This is a genomic window from Ralstonia pickettii, assembly GCF_001699815.1.
GTDB lineage: Bacteria > Pseudomonadota > Gammaproteobacteria > Burkholderiales > Burkholderiaceae > Ralstonia > Ralstonia thomasii.
In genome coordinates this window covers 332,535-350,786 of record NZ_MCGB01000025.1, presented here as the reverse complement: position 1 = coordinate 350,786, position 18,252 = coordinate 332,535, and the positions used below count along the sequence as shown (strand labels likewise).

Here is an 18,252-nt window from a genome sequence, read left to right as displayed (position 1 = left end):
GGCGGCGTGTCCGGCGCGACCGTTACTGGAGCAGAAGAGGAAGGCGTGACGTTGGGTGCAGCTTGAGACACGAGCGAGCCTGGGCAAAATGAGGACAAGGGCGGCATTGTAAGATACCGGAGGACCAGCATGGGCACCGTCATCCTGACGTGGAATATCCAGTGGGGCCGTGGCGCCGACGGGCACGTCAGCCTCGCGCGCCAACTCAAGCAAGGGCGGGAGATGGCCGAATTCGACGTGTTGTGCCTGCAGGAAGTCACCTCCGGCTTCAGTGATCTGCCGGGGCAACCAGGCGCGGACCAATGGAGCGAGCTCGCCGAGGCGCTTGGCAGCGAGTACACCGTCATCGGCGGCTTCGCGCTGGAGCGCCACAACGGCGCGCATGTGCAGCGCTTCGGCAACGCCATTGCCACCCGCCTGCCCGTGCATTACATCCAGCGCCATGCATTGCCCTGTCCGCCGGATGCCACACCGTGCATGCCGCGAATGGCCATTGAGGCGGTGGTGCAGGCGCCGTTTGGTGTCTTGCGCATCGTCACCACCCATCTGGAGTACTACTCGGAGCTGCAACGTGTGGCGCAAATCGATGCGCTGCGAGCCATCCACACGGAAGGTTGCGCGCGTGCGAATCAACCAGCCACGCTTGGCGCAGAACCCGAAGCGGGCCCTTTCCGGCCGCTCGCGCAGACCAAGGCAACCATCATCTGCGGTGATTTCAACTGCAAAGCGGATTCCATGCCCAAGCGCTTGGCCACCGCGCCATTCGCTCGCGAACCCGCTTTGCATGATGCGTGGGAGATTGCGCACGGCGCAACGCCGCAGCCGCCGACCTTCGGTGTCTACGACCGCGCTGACTGGACTGAACCAGCCTACGCGTGCGATTTCATGCTGATTAGCGAGCCACTGAAACCGCGTGTGCTGCGCCTGGAAATCAACAGCGCTACACAGGCATCGGATCATCAACCGATGCTGCTGGCGCTGCGGAACGACTGAAAAAGGGGAACGAAAGAGGGACAGCGGCGCCTTACAGCACCGCGTCTTTGCGTACGCCCTGAGAGGCGAAATGACGCTTTAGCTTGACCAGCGCCTCCTGCTGGATCTGCCGCACGCGTTCGCGCGTCAAACCCATCTCGGCGGCCAGTTCTTCCAGCGTTGCAGGCTCGATGTAGTTGAGGCCAAAGCGGCGCTCGACCACATAGCGATGCTTGTCGGACAAGCGTGCGAGCCACGACTTCATCAACTGCGACAGCTCGCGATGGGCCACTTCCTGATCCGGCGATGCGCCATGCTCGTCCGATAGGAAGTCGAGCAGGCTCGTGCCCGGATCAAGATCAAACGGCGTATCCAGCGAAGTCGTGTGCTCGTTGAGCGAGAGCACGTCCTGCACTTCTTCCGTGGTCTTGCCAAGCAGGTGGGCGATGTCTTCAAGGCTCGCGTCTCGGCCATCCACGCCGCTCTTTTCCAGATGGCGCTTAGCGCGCAGCACCTGATTGAGCTCGCGAATCACATGCACCGGCAAACGGACGGTGCGCGCCTGATTCATGATCGCGCGCTCGATGCTTTGGCGGATCCACCACGTTGCATACGTCGAGAAGCGGAACCCGCGTTCCGGATCGAACTTTTCGATCGCGTGCATCAGACCCAGGTTGCCCTCCTCGATCAGATCGAGCAGCGGCACACCGCGGTTCAGATAACCTTTGGCGATACTCACGACCAGGCGGAGGTTGCGCTCGATCATGACCTGACGCGCGGCAAATTCGCCCGCCTTGGCCAGCGTCGAGAAATGCAGCTCTTCCGCTGGCGTCAGGAGCGGCTTGATGCTGATGCGATTGAGATAGTGCTGAACAGTGTCGGCGGCCAGCTCGGCCTGCAGCACCTTGCGGAAATCTTCCTCGGGTGCAGCCTCCTCGGCCTCTTCGCCCTCCTCCTCTTCTTCGTCCGACTCGTCAGCACTGTCGGACGTGTCGTTCAGATCGGCGGAATCGGCAACAGGGAGGTCGTCGACAAGCGCATCGACGACTTCGATCTCTTCAGCAGGAGGCTGCGCCGCACCGCGCGCACGCCGCCCAGCGCGCCCGTTTGGGGTGCGCTGGCCCTCTACAGCAGCGTCGATGTTGTCATCGGCTGGGGTGACGGGCGTGGCGGCTTTCTGGCGCGGCATGCATTCCTCTATTGAGGCGGCAAGTAGCGCATCGGATCGACCGGCTTACCGTTGCGGCGCACTTCAAAATGAAGCTTCACGCGATCCGCATCGGTACTGCCCATTTCGGCGATCTTCTGCCCTTTCTTGACCGTGGATTGCTCGGTGACCAGAACCTTGTCGTTGTTGCCGTAGGCGGTCAGGAACGTGTCGTTGTGTTTGATGATGACAAGATTCCCGTACCCACGCAAGGGTCCAACGTGGATCACTTTTCCGTCGTCAGCAGCAACCACCGCGTCGCCACGTTTGCCGCCAATGTCGATGCCCTTGTTGCTCTTGTCATCGAAACGGTTGATGAGTGAGCCGCGTGCCGGCCAGCCCAGCGAGATTGCACTGTCGCTTGCCCCGGCAGGAGCGCTGGACGACGCAGTGGGCGGCGGCGTGACCGCGATGGAATCGACTGGCTGCGTAGTTGTATTGGTCGGGCGAACCGGCGTAACGACGGCCCCAGTGCTGCTGACATCCGCGTTCGGCGGTACAACGCGCAACAACTGATCGACTTCGATCTGGTTCGGGTTGGCGATATTGTTCCAGGCTACCAGGTCTCGCGGCGCCTGGCCGTTACGCAATGCGATGCTGTACAAGGTATCGCCACGCTTGACACGATAGTAGCCGGGGGGCGGCGGCTCTTGCGACACGGTGCCAGCGTTGCCTGCACGCGAGGTGCGGTCGAGAACAGGGGCCTGGTTGCCGGAGGATGCGCAAGCCGCCAGTAGTGCGGCCGACACCATCGCCACGGCGAGCCGGCCTGCGCGTGCGGGGCTTGGACGGTTCATGGAGCTCCGGGAAATGAACATGCTAAACAGTTCCTGATTTTAACGGGACAAAGAAAACGCCTTCAAGCGCGGTACTGTGAAACTCGAAGCGGCTGCGACGCTCAATGAGAACGAGCTGCTGCGCCGGACCGCTGTTGCGGTCGGTGGCAACGGGGGCGATCAGCCGGCCGCCGACGGTCAGCTGGTCGAGCAACGCCTGCGGCACCTCCAGCCCCGCCGCCGCCAGGATGATGGCGTCGAACGGCGCGGCCTTCGGCAGCCCCAGCATGCCGTCGCCATAGTGCAGACGGATGTTTGGCACGCGGAGTGGCCGCAAGTTCGCTTTGGCTTTTTCGTGCAGCGGGCGAACGCGCTCGATGGAGTACACCTCGTCGGCGAGTTGCGCCAGAACGGCTGCCTGGTAGCCGCAGCCGGTGCCAATTTCCAGCACACGTGCCAGCGGCATGCCGGTGCGGCCCGACCGTCCACTCAACAACAACTCGATCATCCGTCCGACCACTGACGGCTTCGAGATCGTTTGCTGATGGCCGATCGGTAATGCGGAATCCTCATACGCCTGCGACGCCAGGCCGGCATCGACGAACAGATGGCGTGGCACAGTGCCGATTGCTGCCAGCACGCGCTTGTCACTCACGCCACCTGCTTGCACCCGGCCAACCAATGCCTGACGCGCGCGGTCCGACGCCATGCCGCCCGCCGCCGCATGCGCTGCCGCCGTGCGTGCCTGCACGGCGCTCGCAGCGACGGCGCCGACCGCAGCGTCGACCCCCGCCACGCGTTGCGCGCAGGTGCGGGGGCGGATGCGGGTGACGCGCGTTCGACGGATGCCGCACGCACCGGCGTGGGACGTGACACCGCGCTCACCCCAGACGAGATACGCGTCTCACGCTGGCGCTCCACGGGCTTACGCTCGACCACCGCGTCGAGCGTCAACGGGAAGCGCCGATCGCGCGGGCGTTCAGACATGAGCCACCGTGGCGATCATGGCGTCTGCCAGCGGCGCACGGTGCGCAGTTGGGCCGTATCGGTCAGATCGAGCTGCAGCGGTGTCAGCGAGACGAAGCCGTGCGCAACGGCGTGGAAATCGGTGCCCTCGCTGGCGTCTTTCGCATCGCCGGCGGCACCGACCCAGAAGATCGGCTCGCCGCGTGGATTGGCCTGGCGGATCACCGGCTGCGACTGATGCCGCTTGCCCAGACGCGTCGCACGCCAACCTGCCAGCTCGGCGTACGGCAGATTCGGGATGTTGACGTTCAGCAGGACCGGCCCGTCCAGCGGATCGGACAGATAGCGCTCGACCACCTCGCGGGCGACGCGCTCGGCAGCGTCAAGGTGCGCCCAGCCCTTGTCGGCCTGCGAAAACGCAATCGACGGAATACCGAACAGGTAACCTTCGATGGCGGCGGCGACCGTGCCGGAATACAGCACGTCTTCACCCATGTTCTGGCCCTGGTTGATACCGGAGACGACAAGATCGGGTTTCTCTTCGATCATGCCGGTGAGCGCGATGTGCACGCAATCGGTCGGCGTGCCGTTGACGAAGCGAAAACCCTTCTGGGCACCGTCGGTCGCTTCAAACACCGAAAGCGGACGCTGCAGCGTGAGCGAGTTCGACGCGCCGCTGTGGTTCTGTTCTGGTGCGACCACCGTCACGCGGCCGAGGGGGCTCAGCGCGCGATGCAGCGCTGCAAGCCCGGGGGCGAGGTATCCGTCGTCGTTGGCAATGAGAATATGCATGGCGCGGATTGTAACCGAGCAACGTTCGCGAATCGTGCTTGGGCACACGTTCTACACGCTTACAAAATACGCATCGACAGGCTGGACGCTTCATCGCAGCCGGTCAAATCGAACGATCGTGCTTTTATTCGGTTACACTGCCAGACGAGATCGCGTGCAATGCATGCGAGATGGCGAACAATCCAACGCAAGACTGTTGAGGAGACACATGATGAAAGCCGTCGTCTGCAAGACCTGGGGCCCGCCCGAGTCGCTGGTGATCGAAACGCTGCCGGACCTCTCGCCGGGTGCTGGCGAAGTCGTGATCGACGTGAAGGCTGCGGGGGTGAATTTTCCTGACGTGCTGATCATCCAGAATAAGTACCAGTTCAAGCCGGAGCTGCCGTTTACCCCCGGCTCGGAAGTCGCGGGCGTGGTCAATGCAGTAGGCGAAGGCGTGTCGCACCTCAAGGCCGGCGACCACGTGATCGCCTTTCTTGGCCAGGGCGCGTTTGCTTCACAGGTGAAGGCATCGGCCAAGGTGGTGATGCCGATGCCGCCGGGCATGGCGTTCGACACCGCTGCGGCATTCACGCTCACGTATGGTACGTCGCACCACGCGGTGGTCGATCGCGGGCAACTGAAGGCTGGTGAGACGATGCTGGTGCTGGGCGCTGCGGGCGGCGTCGGGCTGGCGGCCATCGAGATCGGCAAGGCGATCGGCGCACGCGTGATCGCCGCAGCATCGAGCGACGAGAAGCTGGCGGTCTGCAAGGACCACGGCGCTGATGCGCTCATCAACTATTCGACCGAAGACCTGCGCGAGTGCATCAAGGAATTGACCGACGGCAAGGGCCCGGACGTGATCTATGACCCGGTCGGCGGCATCTATGCGGAACCGGCGTTCCGTTCAATTGCCTGGCGTGGCCGCTACCTCGTTGTCGGATTTGCCAATGGCGAGATCCCCAAGATGCCGCTGAACCTGGCACTGCTGAAAGGCGCATCGCTGGTTGGGGTGTTCTGGGGCGAATTCGCTCGCCGCGAGCCGAAGGCGAATCTGGCGAACATGATGCAGATGCTCGGCTGGATGCAGGAAGGCAAGATCCGCCCGCATATCTCGGCGCGCTATCCGCTGGAGCAGACGACACAAGCGCTGCTGGACATGGCCGCACGCAAGGTGACGGGCAAGGTGGTGATCCAGCCTTAAAGACTTAGGCGCCAGACAAAAAAAGCCGCGCAGGCGATCAACCTGCGCGGCTTTTTCTTTGGTGCAGCGACTTATCAGGCCGCCTCCTCCAGCGTCGGATAGTCGGTGTAGCCCTTTTCCTGGCCGCCGTAGAACGTTTCGCGATCCGGCTTGTTGAGCGATGCGCCGGCACGGAAGCGCGCCACCAGGTCGGGGTTGGCGATGAACGGGCGTCCGAACGCCACGGCATCGGCCAGACCGGAGGCAATCATTTGCTCGCCCTCTTCCGCCGTGTATTGGCCGCACACGATGAGCGTGCCCTTGAAGGCGTCGCGCAGTTGACGACGGAAATCGTTGGTCAACTCGGGACCGCCGGCCCAATCCGGCTCGGCGATGTGCAGGTAGGCGATGCCACGCTTGGTCAGCTCGCGGGCGAGGTACAACGCGCTTTCTTCGGCTTGTGCGTCGGCAATGTCATGCGCGACGAAGTGCGGCGACAGGCGAATGCCGACGCGATCTGCACCAATCTCGTCGATGGCAGTGTCAACGACTTCGAGAATCAGTCGGGCGCGGTTCTCCAGAGAGCCGCCGTACTGGTCGGTGCGCTGGTTGCTGTTGGTCGACAGGAATTGGTGCAGCAGATAACCGTTGGCGGCGTGGATTTCAACGAAATCGAAACCGGCGCGGCGCGCGCGCAGCACGGCCTGGCGGTATTGCGCGATCACACCGGGGATTTCTTCCGTGGCCAGGGCACGTGGCTCGCTGGTCGGCACATTGGCGGGCGTGCCGTCGGGCTGCACGACAAAGCTCTGCGCGCCCTTGGCGACGATGGCTGACGGCGCGACGGGAGCCTGACCGTTTTCCTGCAGCAGCGTGTTGGAGATGCGGCCCACGTGCCAAAGCTGTTGCGAGATGCGGCCACCCTTGGCGTGCACAGCATCCACCACGGTCTTCCAGCCGGCTTCCTGTGCATCGGTGTACATGCCCGGCGTCCAGGCGTAGCCCTGGCCCTGGCGGGAAATTTGCGTGGCTTCCGTGACAATCAAACCAGCGGTTGCGCGCTGCGCGTAATAGGTCACGTTCAATTCGGTCGGCACATCACCCGGCTGGCCGGCGCGCGAGCGCGTAAGCGGCGCCATGACGACACGATTCGCGAGGGTCGTACGGCCGGTCTGAACCGGGGACAGCAGTTGTTGAGTCATATCAGCTCCTGGAAGAGGGACTATTCGACCGGTCATCTAGAACCGGAATCAAAGAAAAAGCGAGGAACGTGCCTCGCAGGCAATTGGTTTCAGAATGGAATCAGTGTTTGGGCTTGGCCAGCAGCACTTCCGTTTGCGCGACACAGCTCTTGAACGCGTCGACCGTGCGGTGCGCCTTGGCCAGCAGTGCACCACCCATCCACATGGCGTACAGGCCTTCGGCCAGTTCGTGCGCGTCCTGCACCGGCGCCAACGAGCCGTCGGCGACACCGGCCTCGATCGCGGTGGCAATGCGCTCGACCATGCGCGTCATCCCTGTCGACAACACCTTGCGCATCGGCTCCGACAAATCCGATACCTCGCCTGAAAGCTTGACCGCCAGGCACGTGACCTCGCACGCGCTGCGCTCATGCAGATCGATCCAGGCCAAGAAATAGCGCAGCAGCCGCTCACGGGCGGTGATGCGCGTGTCGTTGAACAGGCTGACAACGCCCGCGTCGTAGTCCTGGAAATAGCGCTCCAGCATGGCGACGCCAAATTCTTCCTTCGACCCGAAGTAGTAATAAAACGAGCCCTTGGGTACCTGCGCACGGCCAAGGATTTCCGCCAAACCGACGGCCGAAAAACCGCGCCCGAGGATCAGCTCGGCGCCAGCGTCCAGGATGCGGTCGCGGGTGTCGTGCCGGGCTTCGGCGCCTTCAGCGGTGACGGGTTCGGGGTGCTTGCTCATGACCGATCGCATTGTAGTAGACCGACCGTCTAGCTGCATGACCCTGCTCCTGGCAGGGTCGATGTGACGTTCGCGTCGTCAGCGCGCTCAGAGCTTTTCAGTCTCGCCGCTCTTCGGTTGCCAGCGCATCAGGCGTTTTTCCATCAAGCCCACGAGCCAGTCCAGGACCAGCGCAAAGACCGTCAGCACGACGATGCCCGCAAAGACAGTGTTGATGTCGAACGTACCTTCGGCCTGCAGGATCAAGTAACCGACACCGCGCGCGAGCCCAGGTACTCGCCCACCACCGCCCCGACGAAGGCCAGGCCCACTGACGTATGCAGCGATGAGAACACCCAGCTCGTCGCGCTCGGCAGATAGACGAAGCGCAGCAGCTGCCGCTGCGATGCGCCCAGCATGCGTGCATTGGCCAGCACGACCGGGCTCACTTCCTTCACGCCCTGATAGACGTTGAAGAAGACGATGAAGAACACCAGCGTCACCGCCAGCGCGACCTTTGACCAGATCCCCAGTCCGAACCACACGCCAAAGATTGGCGCCAGGATCACGCGCGGCATCGAGTTGGCGGCCTTGATGTACGGATCAAGCACCGCCGAGGCAGCCGGGCTCAGCGCCAGCCACAGCCCCGCACCCAGGCCGGTGGCCGTGCCGATGGCAAATGCCAGCACCGTCTCGGCCAGCGTCACGCCAAGGTGCTGATAGATATCGCCTTCGGTCACGAACCACGCCCAGATGCGCTGGGCAACGATCAGCGGTTCCCCAAAGAAGAACGCGACTTCCTGCGAGCGCGTGGCGAAGTGCCACACACCCAACGTGACGACCAACAGGCCAAGCTGCCAGGTGCGCAGCGCAAATGGAGAAAGCGGACGGTTAGCCATGGATGCAATCGTTCAGATTCAGGTCAAGCCACGCGGCGGTGCTGCGCATAGCCCTTGAGCACTTCTTCGCGCAGGACATCCCAGATGCGCGAGTGCAGGTCGACGAAGCCGGCCTGATCGCGAATCTCTGCCACATCGCGCGGGCGCGGAAGGTCGATGGTGAATTCGCCGATCGGGTGCGTGCCGGGGCCGGCAGCCAGAACGACCACGCGGTCGCTCATGGCAATCGCTTCGTCCAGATCGTGCGTGATAAACAGCACCGCCTTACGCTTGGCGGCCCAGAGATCGAGCACCTCGTTTTCCATCAACTGGCGCGTCTGAATATCGAGCGCGGAAAACGGCTCGTCCATGAGGATGATGTCGGGGTCGAGCACCAGCGTTTGCGCCAGGCTTACACGCTTGCGCATGCCGCCGGAGAGTTGATGCGGGTAGCGGTCTTCAAAGCCGGCCAAACCCACGCGCGCAAGCCAGGACATCGCCAAATCACGCGCCTCCTTGTCGGGCATGCCTCGAAACTCCAGCCCGGCCATCACGTTGTCGAGCGCGCTGCGCCATGGCATCAGCGCCTCGGCCTGGAACATGTAGCCGGCGCGACGGTTGATACCGACCAGCGGCTCGCCAAACACCCGCACCTGCCCGGAAGACGGCTGCAACAGGCCGGCCGCCAGATTCAGCAACGTGGATTTGCCGCAACCCGTCGGGCCCACCACCGAAACGAACTCGCCGGCATGCACCTCCAGCGAGGTGTTTTGCACAGCGGTGTAACGCTGGCCCGGCGTGTCGGGCGAGATGAACGTGCAGGTGATCTGATCGAACGAAAGCGCGGGATGGGACATGGTCTGCGGTCCAAAAGCAATGCGCCCGGGCGGAACCGGGCGCGTTGCTGAAAGCCTGTGGGACTTACTTGTACTTGGCGTTGGCCTTCTGCACGAAGGTATTGGTGAAGGTCTGGTCGAGCTTGATCTGCTTGCCCTTCACTTCCGCATCGAACTCCGACAGCGTGCGCAGCGCCGTAGCCGGGCCGTCGGCCGGCATCGTGCCATCCGGCGAGATGGCCTCACGCACCTTCTCCCACGCCGCCAGATACAGCGCACGGTCGCCCAAAAGATAGGCTTCGGGCACCGTCTTGACGATGTCCGACGGGCCCGCCTTTTGCAGCCACTTGAGCGCACGCACCATGGCGTTGGTCATCGCCTGCGTCGTGTTGGGATTCTTCTGGATGAACGCGGTAGACGCGTACAGGCAGCCGGCCGGCATGTTGCCACCGAACACCGCCTTGGTATCGGCCAGGGTGCGGGTATCGGACACGACGCGCACTTCGTTCTTTTGCGTGAGCATCGACATCACCGGGTCCAGGTTGGCCAGGGCATCGATCTGCCCAGCACGCACGGCGGCAATCGCCCCGCTGCTCGGACCCACGCCGATGATCGACACTTCGTTCGGCTTGATGCCGGCGCGCGCCAGCACATAGTTGACCATGATGTTGGTCGACGAACCGGGAGCCGTCACGCCGATCTTCTTGCCTTTCAAATCGGCAATCGACTTGTAGTTGGGCACCGTCTTGTTGTTGACCGCCAGCACGATCTGCGGGGCCCGCCCTTGCAGCACGAACTCCTGGTACATCTGCCCCTTGGCCTGCAGCACCAGCGTGTGCTCGTACGCGCCGCTCACCACGTCGGCGCTACCGCCCACCACGGCCTGCAGGGCTTTTGCGCCGCCAGCAAAGTCGACGATTTCAACGTCCAGGCCTTCGTCCTTGAAGTAACCCAGACGCTCTGCAATCGTCAGCGGCAGGTAGTAGAACAACGCCTTGCCGCCCACCGCGATGGTGACCTTGCTCTTTTCAGGTTTGCCCTGCGCCAGAACGGCTGGACTGGCAGCCAGCAGGCTCGTCGCACACAGTGCAGCGCCCATCCACTTTGCCCAGCGCCCGATGACTTGTGTCCCCATGCCTGTCTCCTGTTCTGTGCGTTCACTGCCTCGGCGGCGATATTACCGCAACGATTTGCAACACAACATGCGGGATCGTCCTAGCTGTTTAGCTTTTGACTTCGGCAATGATGCCTTGCGAAACCAGCGCATCGATCTGCCCATCGGTCAGGCCGTGGCCGCGCAGTACGTCACGCGTGTGCTGGCCCAGGCGCGGCGCGCTCGCCTGCACGGCGCCCGGCGTGGCGGAAAGCTTGGGCACCACGCCCGGCATCTCCACCTCGATGCCCGACTGCGCGCGCACCGTTTCGATCACGCCGCGTGCGCGATAGTGCGGGTCGGCGGCAATGTCTGCGACGGTGTAGATCGGACCGCAGGGCACTTCGGCCGCATGCAGCGCAGCCAGAACATCGGCGATGGGGAGCGTGCTTGTCCAAGCATTGACGGCAGCGTCGATTTCCTCGGCACGCGCCGCGCGGCCGTCGTTGCGGGCCAGGCCGGGATCGTCGGCCAGATCATGCCGGCCCATGTGTTGCATCAGGCGACGGAAGATGTTGTCGCCGTTGGCGGCAATCAGGACGTATTCACCGCCGGCGCAGCGGTAGGCGTTCGACGGCGCGATGCCCGGCAGCGCCCCACCCGCCGGCTGGCGGATCGCACCGAACACCGAATACTCGGGCAACAGGCTCTCCGTCAGGTTGAACACGGATTCATAGAGCGCCACGTCGATCACCTGCCCCTTGCCGCCGCGCGCATCGCGTTCGTACAAGGCCAGCAACACGCCCAGCGCGCCATGCAGGCCGGCGATCGTGTCGCCAAGCGACAGCCCTGCACGGGCAGGTGGGCGCCCCGGCTCACCGGTCAAATAGCGCAGGCCGGCCATGGCTTCGGCAATGGCCGCAAAGCCCGGTTCATCCCGTTTGGGGCCCGTCTGGCCATAGCCCGACACGCGCAGCATGATGAGCTTCGGGTTGTCGGTCGACAGCGCCTCGTACGACAGCCCCCACTTTTCCATCGTGCCGGGGCGGAAATTCTCGATCAGCACATCGGCTTCGGCAGCCAGCTTGCGAACGACTTCCTGTCCTTCCGGGACACGCAGGTCGACACAGACCGACTGCTTGTTGCGCGACTGCGCTTCCCACCAGACTGACGTGCCCTCATGCAGCATCCGCCATTTGCGCAGCGGATCGCCCTGCCCCGGCGGCTCGATCTTGATGACCTGTGCGCCAAAGTCGGCGAGCGTCTTGGCGGCAAACGGCCCGGCAATCAGTTGCCCGAGTTCGAGCACGCGGATGTCCTGCAAAACCTGTGTCGGCATGGTCGTATAGAGAGCGTTGAATTCAGAGTGCGGCGGGGTTGCCAAGCAGATGCGTCATCAACAGGCGTGCTGAGCTGGTCAGCGCATCGGGGTCACGCACGCCCACCAGCAGGCGGCGATGCGCCCATTCGTCTTGGAGCGCCACGAGCGCCAGACCGGCGCCCGGCAGGCTCGATACATGGCTTTGTGCGGCGATGCGCGGCAACACGCCCACGCCCAGGCCGGAGGCCACCATCCGGCAAACGGCTTCAAAGCTGCGCACCTGGATGCGCAGGCGCAACGGCTTGCCCAGACGCAAGCTTTCGTCGACCAGTTGCGCGGCCAGCGACGTGCCCGGCGGCAGGCTGACGAAGTCGAAATCCACGGCGTCGGCGAAGTGAACCTGCTTGCGCCCGGCCAATGGATGCCCGCGCGGCGTGACCAAGGCGAGATCGTCCTCGCGATAGTCGAACGATTGCAGCCCCTCGCACGGTGTACCGGCCGCAAAGATGCCGAGGTCCGCGCGGTTCTCGCGCAGCGCGGCAACGATATCGCCGCTGTCCTGCTCTTCCAGCGCGATGCGGATGGCCGGATTGGCCAGCATGAAGGCGGCCAGGTCGTCAGCCAGGAATTGCGTAATCGACGAGGTATTGGCCCACACGCGTACCAGCCCGCGCGTGCCGGCGGCAAAGTCCGACAGCGCGCCGGCCATACGCTCGACGTCCTGCAGGATGCCGACAGCGTGGCGGAAGCACGCCTGCCCCGCTTCGGTCAGTTCTACACCCGCGGCATGGCGATACAGCAACGGCGCGCCCACGGCCGCTTCCAGATCGGAAATCCGCTTGCTGGCCGCCGCCACAGCCAGGTGCGATTGGCGCGCCCCGGCCGAGATGCTGCCCAGCCGGGCCACCGCCACAAACAGGCCGAGGGTGACGAGATCGAAGCGGGCGAGATTCATGATGCGGATAATCCGGCGGAGTTGGAGAAACGCGACAGGTCAATGCGAATCGTTACAGTTTTCATCGGCAAGTCATGACATAGCGCTTAGCATGGCCGGGTTTTTGCCTCATTCCGGCTGCGCCAGCCCGGAATTCTAGCGGTTGCCCCATTTGTCGTGCCTCATGCCCTCGCTGCCTCTTCACGTCATCCCTCGCCGTCCATTCACTCTGATGGGAGCCGTGCAACAAGCCACGGCGGCCTTCATGCTCGTATTGAGTCTGCAAAGCGCTGCGCTGGCGGCTGGCGCCGATACGCCTGCCACGGACATCCCAGAGCCGGAGCGATGGAACGTGCATGGACAGTTCACCAATGTGACGCAATGGCATCCGTCGTTCCGCTCGCCGTACAGCGGCACCAATAGCCTCACGCCTGACAACAACACCAAGGAGACGGTCGACGTCACGCTCTACCTCGGGCTGCGCCTGTGGAAGGGTGCCGAGCTGTACGCGAACCCGGAAATCGACCAAGGTTTCGGACTAAGCAATACGGTCGGCCTGGCCGGCTTCTCAAGCGGGGAGGCCTACAAGATCGGCAACAATGCTCCCTACCGCAAGCTGCCGCGCTTGTTCCTGCGGCAGGTCATCAATCTCGGCGGCGAGCAGCAGGCAGTAGAGTCAGCCCCCAACCAGCTTGCCGGCAGCCGCTCGGCAGACAACGTCACCATCACCGTCGGCAAGTTCTCGGTGGCAGACATATTCGACACGAACACGTACGCGCACGACCCGCGGGGCGATTTCCTGAACTGGGCGGTGATCGATGCCGGCGCATTCGACTATGCAGCGGACGCCTGGGGCTACACGCATGGTCTGGCGGTGGAATGGACGCAATCGTGGTGGTCGCTGCGCGGCGGACTCTTCGCGCTTTCGATGGTACCCAACAGTGTCACGATCGACACCACGTGGAAGCAGTACCAGTGGGTGGGCGAATTTGAAGCGCGCCATGATTGGTTCGGCCGCCCGGGCAAGGTCAAGCTGCTCGCCTTTGCAACGCGAGGCCGGATGGGTGGTTATGGCGATGCGGTCAACCTCGCCCAACAGACGGGCAACACGCCGGACACGGGCCTCGTGCGGCGCCTCGCCTGGCGCCCCGGTGTTGCCTTGAACCTGGAGCAGGAAATCACCTCCGACCTGGGCGTCTTCGCACGGGCCAGCATGAACGACGGCAGCAAGGAAACATTCGAGTTCACCGACATCAACCAGTCGGTGTCGGCCGGGTTCTCCCTGAAAGGCAATCGTTGGGGACGCCCGAACGACACGTTCGGTGCCGCCGTGGTGGTGAACGGCTTGTCGCGCGCGGCACGCCAATATTTCGCGGCCGGCGGCATGGGCGTACTGATTGGTGATGGCGCCCTCAACTACGGCACCGAACGCATCGCCGAGCTGTACTACAACTGGGCGGCCATCAAACACCTCACGCTGGGCCTGAACTACCAGTATGTGGTCCATCCGGCGTACAACCGGGATCGCGGCCCGGTATCAATCGTCGGGGCACGCGTCCACGCTGAATTTTAAGCAACTGCGGAAGATCAGAGTTGGCGCCGGTCCAGCACGGCGCGAGCGATGGTACCCGCGTCCACGTATTCCAGCTCACCGCCTACCGGCACGCCACGCGCAAGACGCGTCGCCTTGATGCCGCGCGCCTTCAACATCTCGCCAATGTAATGGGCTGTCGCCTCACCTTCGCTGGTGAAGTTGGTTGCGAGGATGACCTCGGTGCACGGCCCGCCCAGCGCAGGATCGGTCGCACGGGCCAGCAAGCGTTCGAGGTGGATCTCTTTCGGGCCGATGTTGTCCAGCGGCGAGAGCCGCCCCATCAGCACGAAGTATTGGCCGCGATAGGTCAGCGTCTGCTCGATCATCATCTGATCAGCGGGCGTTTCCACCACGCACAGGACCGATGCATCGCGGCGCGTGTCCAAGCAGGTCTCGCAAACTTCCTGCTCGGTAAAGGTATTGCAGCGGCTGCAGTGCTGGATCGATTCCGTTGCCTCAGACAGCGCCTGTGCCAGCTGCGCCGCCCCCTCGCGGTCATGCTGCATCAGGTGATACGCCATCCTCTGGGCAGACTTGGGGCCCACGCCCGGCAGCACGCGCAAGGCTTCAACCAGCATCTGCAGCGCCGACGGCGTGCCTGGAGCGTTACGCATCACGCGTGCTCCACAACAGTCGTGTGGTGCAGCACTTCCGGCATCGGATCATAGAAGTGGTGCAGCAGCGCACGCCAGCGCTGGTACTCGGGCGATTGCCGAAAGCCGATGGTGTGGTCTTCCAGCGTCTGCCACTGCACCAGCAACAGATAGTCGCTCGTCTTCTCCATGCAGCGCGACAGCGACAGCGAAACGAAGCCCTGCATCGCACCGATGATGTGGCGAGCCTCGCCGAAGGCCGTCTCGAAGGCGGCTTCCTGGCCGGGCGTGACGTGCAGCAGTGCAGATTCCAGCACCATGGCGCAATCCTGGCGGGCGTTGCTTAGAAGGGCAGCTTGAAGCCGGGCGGCAGCATGCCGGCCATACCGCCCAGGCCTGAAGTGAGCGAACCCATCTTCTCTTGCGTGGTGGCCTCGGCCTTGCGCACGGCGTCGTTGAATGCGGCGGCGATCAGGTCTTCCAGCAGATCCTTGTCTTCGCCTTCGGCCAGCAGGCTCGGGTCGATCGACACACGCTTCACGTCGTTTTTGCAGGTCATCACTACCTTCACGAGGCCCGCGCCGGACACGCCTTCCACCTCGATCAGGGCGAGCTGCTCCTGCGCCTTTTTCATGTTTTCCTGCATCTGCTGGGCCTGCTTCATCAGCCCGGCGATCTGGCCTTTCATCATGGTCATTGCTCCTTGGAATGGGTCGTGCAAGGCGTGCCGCTCAGCGGGGCACGCCGGGGTTCAATGTTCAGTCCTGAAATTCCGTTCAGTGCGCGTGCGGTTGGATCGATCCGGGGACGACCTGCGCAGCAAAGTCCCGGACCAGAGCCTGAACAAACGGGTTGGCGGCGATGGCGTCTTCGGCACTACGTTGGCGCTCGGCGCGCTGCTCGGCGTCCACCGCCGCCGCGGTGGCGCGCGCCGGTCCGATATCACACGCCACGCGAACGGGCGTGCTGAAGTGTTCCGTGAGTGCTGCCTCCAGACGCTCGACGACATTGGCGTCGGTCAGCGGGGGCAACGGAACACGCAGGCGCATCGTGGCGCCTTCCACGGCCACCAACTCGCTCTGGTAAGCCAGCTGTTGAGCCAGGCCGCGGATCGGCAGGCTGGCCGCCAGCGCCGGCCAACTGCCGTCGAACGTTGTAAGACTGCTGGCGCTCAGATCAGGCGGCGTAGCAGCGGCGAACGGCTCCGGGGCGATCGTCGTGACCGGCACAAGCGCGGCTGACGGCGCCTCGATCTGCGCTGGACGTGCTGCCGGTTCAGGCGCACCGGGGCGCATGCTCGACGCGGAATCCCAGCCGGCAAACGCGGCGTCCATCTCGTCAAGCGGCGGCGAAGCAAATTCGCCTGGCATTTCATCCCAGGGCGGCGGCCCGTCATCGGACGCAGCGGCAGCGCCAGCCGGCTGTTCGCGGCGCGGCGGCGCGGATGCCGGCGCAGCAGCAGCAGGATTCGGACGTGGACCCACAGCGGGCGCAGCTGGACGTGCGGCAGGCGCAGGCGCGGCTACCGGCGAGGCGACAGGTGCGGAAGCACCGCCACGGCCACGGTTCGAAGCCTGGCGGGCTGCGGCCAAGGCTTCCATCGCCGGCGAGCGACGCGCTGGCGCTGCAGCCGGCGTGTGCGCAACCGCAGCAACGGGCGCAGGCGCCGGCGGTGTTGCCTGATAAGTCGCACGCGGCGCCTCGACCACCGGCTCCGGACGCACCGCCACCGGCGCCACCTGAGCAACCGGCGCCGCCACAGGCGCAGTCGCCGTAACCGCCGGACGCGTCGATGCGGCTGGCGTTGCAGCCAACGGCATCGCGCGCTTCCCGCCGCCACCGCCAGAAGGCGGCGCCGTGTCCCCACCCGACTGCCCGGGCTGGAACGCAAGCATGCGCAGCAGCGTCATCGTGAAGCCGGCGTACTCATCCGGCGCGAGCGCCAATTCGTTGCGGCCCAGGTTGGCAAACTGGTAGAACAGTTGCACGGACTGCGCATCGAACCGCTCGGCAAGGCGGCGTACATCATCAGCCTCTGGCCAATCGTCCTGCACAGCGGCGGGCACGACCTGCGCCAGCGCAATCTTCTGCAGCAGGGATGCAAGATCCTGCAGCGCGCCCGAGAAGCTCAGACTGCGCCCGGCCATTTCGTCGGCAATCTCGACAAGCGCGGCGCCGTTCTCATCGGCCAGTGCATCGAGCAGGCGCACGAGGTAGCTCTGATCAATCGCGCCGAGCATGCCGCGCACGGCGGCTTCGCTCACGTCGCCGGCGCTGTACGCGATGGCCTGGTCGGTGAGCGACAGCGCATCACGCATCGAACCCTGGGCGGCGGCGGCCAGCAGACGCAGCGCGTTCGGCTCGTGGGCGATGCCCTCTTCGCCAAGGATGCGATCGAGGTGAGACACGATGTGCCCCGGCGGCATCTGCTTGAGGTTGAACTGCAGGCAGCGCGACAGCACCGTCACCGGAATCTTCTGCGGATCGGTGGTCGCGAGGATGAACTTGACGTGCTCGGGCGGCTCTTCCAGCGTCTTCAGCATCGCATTGAAGGCGTGGTTGGTCAGCATGTGCACTTCGTCGATCATGTAGACCTTGAAGCGGCCGCTTGTGGGTGCATAGACCGCGCGGTCCAGCAACTGGGCCATCTCGTCGACGCCGCGGTTGGAGGCGGCATCCATCTCGATGTAATCGACAAAGCGCCCGGCATCGATTTCAGTGCAGGCGCGGCACACGCCGCACGGCTGCGCAGTGATGCCGCCCTGCCCGTCCGCGCCGACGCAATTGAGCGATTTGGCAAGGATGCGCGACAGCGTCGTCTTGCCGACACCGCGCGTACCCGTGAACAGGTATGCGTGGTGCAGGCGCTGCTGTTCGAGCGCATGCGTGAGCGCTTTCACCACGTGTTCCTGACCGACCAGCGTGGTGAAATCGCGAGGGCGCCACTTGCGGGCGAGCACTTGATAACTCATGCGGCGGATTGTAGCAAAGCGAGGTGGATTTCCGACGCGGTTTTGGAGGCGTCAACCTCCATGCGCGCCGAGCGAATTGCAAGGATATTCAAGTGGGGACGTGCGAGTCGGTTACAATGGCGGTCGGACGGGCCTCCTCGCATGGTGGCGCGGTCAACCTGGTCAGGTCGGGAACGAAGCAGCCACAGCCGTTTTCCGCCAGTGCCGAGGGTCAGGCTCGTCCCCCTTCTCTTTCCTCCTCC

At 64.1% G+C, this 18,252-nt stretch carries 16 protein-coding genes, 1 other RNA gene and 2 pseudogenes; 4 read left to right on the top strand and 15 right to left on the bottom strand.

What is annotated here, in order from left to right:
* The first annotated feature begins 129 nt into the window (after positions 1–129).
* The gene (locus BEK68_RS04785; protein ID WP_004626291.1) at positions 130–993 is read left to right on the top strand and encodes an endonuclease/exonuclease/phosphatase family protein; all 864 of its coding nucleotides are present in this window, start codon (positions 130–132) and stop codon (positions 991–993) included.
* A 31-nt stretch (positions 994–1,024) separates the two neighbouring features.
* Here the strand turns inward: BEK68_RS04785 and rpoS are convergent, their stop codons facing one another.
* From rpoS to surE, 4 genes and pseudogenes are all read right to left on the bottom strand, one after another.
* Positions 1,025–2,161 carry an RNA polymerase sigma factor RpoS gene (gene rpoS / locus BEK68_RS04780; protein ID WP_012435315.1) on the bottom strand — a complete coding sequence of 379 codons (1,137 nt, stop codon included), beginning with the start codon at positions 2,159–2,161 and terminating at the stop codon, positions 1,025–1,027.
* An 8-nt stretch (positions 2,162–2,169) separates the two neighbouring features.
* Positions 2,170–2,997 carry a peptidoglycan DD-metalloendopeptidase family protein gene (locus tag BEK68_RS04775; RefSeq protein WP_012435314.1) on the bottom strand — a complete coding sequence of 276 codons (828 nt, stop codon included), beginning with the start codon at positions 2,995–2,997 and terminating at the stop codon, positions 2,170–2,172.
* 1 nt (position 2,998) lies between these two features.
* Positions 2,999–3,942 (bottom strand): annotated as a pseudogene (locus BEK68_RS04770) (protein-L-isoaspartate(D-aspartate) O-methyltransferase).
* Positions 3,943–3,957: 15 nt separating this feature from the next.
* A complete protein-coding gene (surE, locus tag BEK68_RS04765) occupies positions 3,958–4,713 on the bottom strand; it encodes a 5'/3'-nucleotidase SurE (RefSeq protein WP_004626282.1) in 756 nt (251 codons plus the stop codon).
* A gap of 211 nt (positions 4,714–4,924) precedes the next feature.
* Here surE and BEK68_RS04760 point away from each other — a divergent pair, with 211 nt between their 5' ends.
* The gene (locus tag BEK68_RS04760) at positions 4,925–5,899 is read left to right on the top strand and encodes an NADPH:quinone oxidoreductase family protein (protein ID WP_004626281.1); all 975 of its coding nucleotides are present in this window, start codon (positions 4,925–4,927) and stop codon (positions 5,897–5,899) included.
* Positions 5,900–5,973: 74 nt separating this feature from the next.
* Here the strand turns inward: BEK68_RS04760 and BEK68_RS04755 are convergent, their stop codons facing one another.
* From BEK68_RS04755 to BEK68_RS04725, 7 genes and pseudogenes are all read right to left on the bottom strand, one after another.
* Positions 5,974–7,080, bottom strand: coding sequence for an alkene reductase (locus BEK68_RS04755; RefSeq protein WP_004626279.1), 1,107 nt, complete (start codon positions 7,078–7,080; stop codon positions 5,974–5,976).
* Between the two features lie 100 nt (positions 7,081–7,180).
* Complete coding sequence (locus tag BEK68_RS04750) at positions 7,181–7,810, bottom strand: TetR/AcrR family transcriptional regulator (RefSeq protein WP_024542253.1); 630 nt, start codon at positions 7,808–7,810, stop codon at positions 7,181–7,183.
* An 87-nt stretch (positions 7,811–7,897) separates the two neighbouring features.
* Positions 7,898–8,688: pseudogene (locus tag BEK68_RS04745) on the bottom strand (ABC transporter permease).
* A gap of 23 nt (positions 8,689–8,711) precedes the next feature.
* Positions 8,712–9,524 carry an ABC transporter ATP-binding protein gene (locus BEK68_RS04740; protein ID WP_012435310.1) on the bottom strand — a complete coding sequence of 271 codons (813 nt, stop codon included), beginning with the start codon at positions 9,522–9,524 and terminating at the stop codon, positions 8,712–8,714.
* Between the two features lie 64 nt (positions 9,525–9,588).
* A complete protein-coding gene (locus tag BEK68_RS04735) occupies positions 9,589–10,638 on the bottom strand; it encodes an ABC transporter substrate-binding protein (protein WP_012435309.1) in 1,050 nt (349 codons plus the stop codon).
* Between the two features lie 88 nt (positions 10,639–10,726).
* Positions 10,727–11,935 (bottom strand): CaiB/BaiF CoA transferase family protein, encoded by a 1,209-nt coding sequence (locus BEK68_RS04730; RefSeq protein WP_004626269.1) that lies wholly within the window; start codon positions 11,933–11,935, stop codon positions 10,727–10,729.
* A 22-nt stretch (positions 11,936–11,957) separates the two neighbouring features.
* Positions 11,958–12,872, bottom strand: coding sequence for a LysR substrate-binding domain-containing protein (locus BEK68_RS04725; RefSeq protein ID WP_004626267.1), 915 nt, complete (start codon positions 12,870–12,872; stop codon positions 11,958–11,960).
* A 211-nt stretch (positions 12,873–13,083) separates the two neighbouring features.
* Here BEK68_RS04725 and BEK68_RS04720 point away from each other — a divergent pair, with 211 nt between their 5' ends.
* Positions 13,084–14,424 carry a carbohydrate porin gene (locus BEK68_RS04720; RefSeq protein WP_024542252.1) on the top strand — a complete coding sequence of 447 codons (1,341 nt, stop codon included), beginning with the start codon at positions 13,084–13,086 and terminating at the stop codon, positions 14,422–14,424.
* A 14-nt stretch (positions 14,425–14,438) separates the two neighbouring features.
* On the opposite strand, the gene recR is transcribed toward BEK68_RS04720, so the two are convergent.
* The 4 genes from recR to BEK68_RS04700 all read right to left on the bottom strand — a co-directional run bounded on the left by recR (position 14,439) and on the right by BEK68_RS04700 (position 18,010).
* Positions 14,439–15,059, bottom strand: a complete 621-nt coding sequence (recR, locus tag BEK68_RS04715) for a recombination mediator RecR (protein WP_012435307.1) — start codon at positions 15,057–15,059, stop codon at positions 14,439–14,441.
* Positions 15,059–15,358 (bottom strand): antibiotic biosynthesis monooxygenase family protein, encoded by a 300-nt coding sequence (locus tag BEK68_RS04710; RefSeq protein WP_012435306.1) that lies wholly within the window; start codon positions 15,356–15,358, stop codon positions 15,059–15,061. Before BEK68_RS04710 ends, recR begins: the two co-directional genes overlap by 1 nt.
* Before the next feature lie 23 nt (positions 15,359–15,381).
* Positions 15,382–15,729, bottom strand: a complete 348-nt coding sequence (locus BEK68_RS04705) for a YbaB/EbfC family nucleoid-associated protein (protein ID WP_004626260.1) — start codon at positions 15,727–15,729, stop codon at positions 15,382–15,384.
* A gap of 85 nt (positions 15,730–15,814) precedes the next feature.
* Positions 15,815–18,010 carry a DNA polymerase III subunit gamma/tau gene (locus BEK68_RS04700; RefSeq protein WP_012435305.1) on the bottom strand — a complete coding sequence of 732 codons (2,196 nt, stop codon included), beginning with the start codon at positions 18,008–18,010 and terminating at the stop codon, positions 15,815–15,817.
* Positions 18,011–18,136: 126 nt separating this feature from the next.
* Between BEK68_RS04700 and ffs the strand changes: the two genes are divergently transcribed.
* Positions 18,137–18,235, top strand: an RNA gene (ffs, locus tag BEK68_RS04695) — signal recognition particle sRNA small type.
* The last annotated feature ends 17 nt before the right edge of the window (positions 18,236–18,252 follow it).

Excerpts from the sequence above, each read along its gene's own strand:
- BEK68_RS04785 (WP_004626291.1), top strand. The coding sequence starts at position 130 with ATGGGCACCGTCATCCTGACGTGGAATATCCAGTGGGGCCGTGGCGCC.
- rpoS (WP_012435315.1), bottom strand. The coding sequence starts at position 2,161 with ATGCCGCGCCAGAAAGCCGCCACGCCCGTCACCCCAGCCGATGACAAC.
- BEK68_RS04775 (WP_012435314.1), bottom strand. The coding sequence starts at position 2,997 with ATGTTCATTTCCCGGAGCTCCATGAACCGTCCAAGCCCCGCACGCGCA.
- surE (WP_004626282.1), bottom strand. The coding sequence starts at position 4,713 with ATGCATATTCTCATTGCCAACGACGACGGATACCTCGCCCCCGGGCTT.
- BEK68_RS04760 (WP_004626281.1), top strand. The coding sequence starts at position 4,925 with ATGAAAGCCGTCGTCTGCAAGACCTGGGGCCCGCCCGAGTCGCTGGTG.
- BEK68_RS04755 (WP_004626279.1), bottom strand. The coding sequence starts at position 7,080 with ATGACTCAACAACTGCTGTCCCCGGTTCAGACCGGCCGTACGACCCTC.
- BEK68_RS04750 (WP_024542253.1), bottom strand. The coding sequence starts at position 7,810 with ATGAGCAAGCACCCCGAACCCGTCACCGCTGAAGGCGCCGAAGCCCGG.
- BEK68_RS04740 (WP_012435310.1), bottom strand. The coding sequence starts at position 9,524 with ATGTCCCATCCCGCGCTTTCGTTCGATCAGATCACCTGCACGTTCATC.
- BEK68_RS04735 (WP_012435309.1), bottom strand. The coding sequence starts at position 10,638 with ATGGGGACACAAGTCATCGGGCGCTGGGCAAAGTGGATGGGCGCTGCA.
- BEK68_RS04730 (WP_004626269.1), bottom strand. The coding sequence starts at position 11,935 with ATGCCGACACAGGTTTTGCAGGACATCCGCGTGCTCGAACTCGGGCAA.
- BEK68_RS04725 (WP_004626267.1), bottom strand. The coding sequence starts at position 12,872 with ATGAATCTCGCCCGCTTCGATCTCGTCACCCTCGGCCTGTTTGTGGCG.
- BEK68_RS04720 (WP_024542252.1), top strand. The coding sequence starts at position 13,084 with ATGGGAGCCGTGCAACAAGCCACGGCGGCCTTCATGCTCGTATTGAGT.
- recR (WP_012435307.1), bottom strand. The coding sequence starts at position 15,059 with ATGCGTAACGCTCCAGGCACGCCGTCGGCGCTGCAGATGCTGGTTGAA.
- BEK68_RS04710 (WP_012435306.1), bottom strand. The coding sequence starts at position 15,358 with ATGGTGCTGGAATCTGCACTGCTGCACGTCACGCCCGGCCAGGAAGCC.
- BEK68_RS04705 (WP_004626260.1), bottom strand. The coding sequence starts at position 15,729 with ATGATGAAAGGCCAGATCGCCGGGCTGATGAAGCAGGCCCAGCAGATG.
- BEK68_RS04700 (WP_012435305.1), bottom strand. The coding sequence starts at position 18,010 with ATGAGTTATCAAGTGCTCGCCCGCAAGTGGCGCCCTCGCGATTTCACC.